Source organism: Xanthomonas bonasiae, assembly GCF_017163705.1.
In the GTDB taxonomy this organism is placed as follows: domain Bacteria; phylum Pseudomonadota; class Gammaproteobacteria; order Xanthomonadales; family Xanthomonadaceae; genus Xanthomonas_A; species Xanthomonas_A bonasiae.
Window position 1 is genome coordinate 1 of the sequence record NZ_JAFIWB010000086.1, and the last position, 207, is coordinate 207.

Annotated in this window: 1 protein-coding gene; it reads right to left on the reverse strand. The window is 70.0% G+C overall.

The window, feature by feature from the left end; all coding sequences use genetic code 11:
• A partial coding sequence (locus tag JR064_RS22985; protein ID WP_206231257.1) for an AMP-binding protein occupies window positions 1-207 on the reverse strand: 207 nt, incomplete at both ends.

The window sequence follows — 207 nt, forward strand, 5'->3', positions numbered from 1 at the left end:
CAACACCGACTCGATCTCCCCCAGCTCGACCCGGTACCCGCGGATCTTGACTTGGTGGTCCAACCGCCCCTGGTACACCGTCGTGCCATCGGCCCAGCGCACGCACAGGTCCCCGGTGCGGTACAGGCGACTGCCGGCAGGCCCGTACGCATCGGGTACGAAACGCTCCGCGGTCAGGTCCGGACGGCGCCAGTAGCCGCGCGCCAC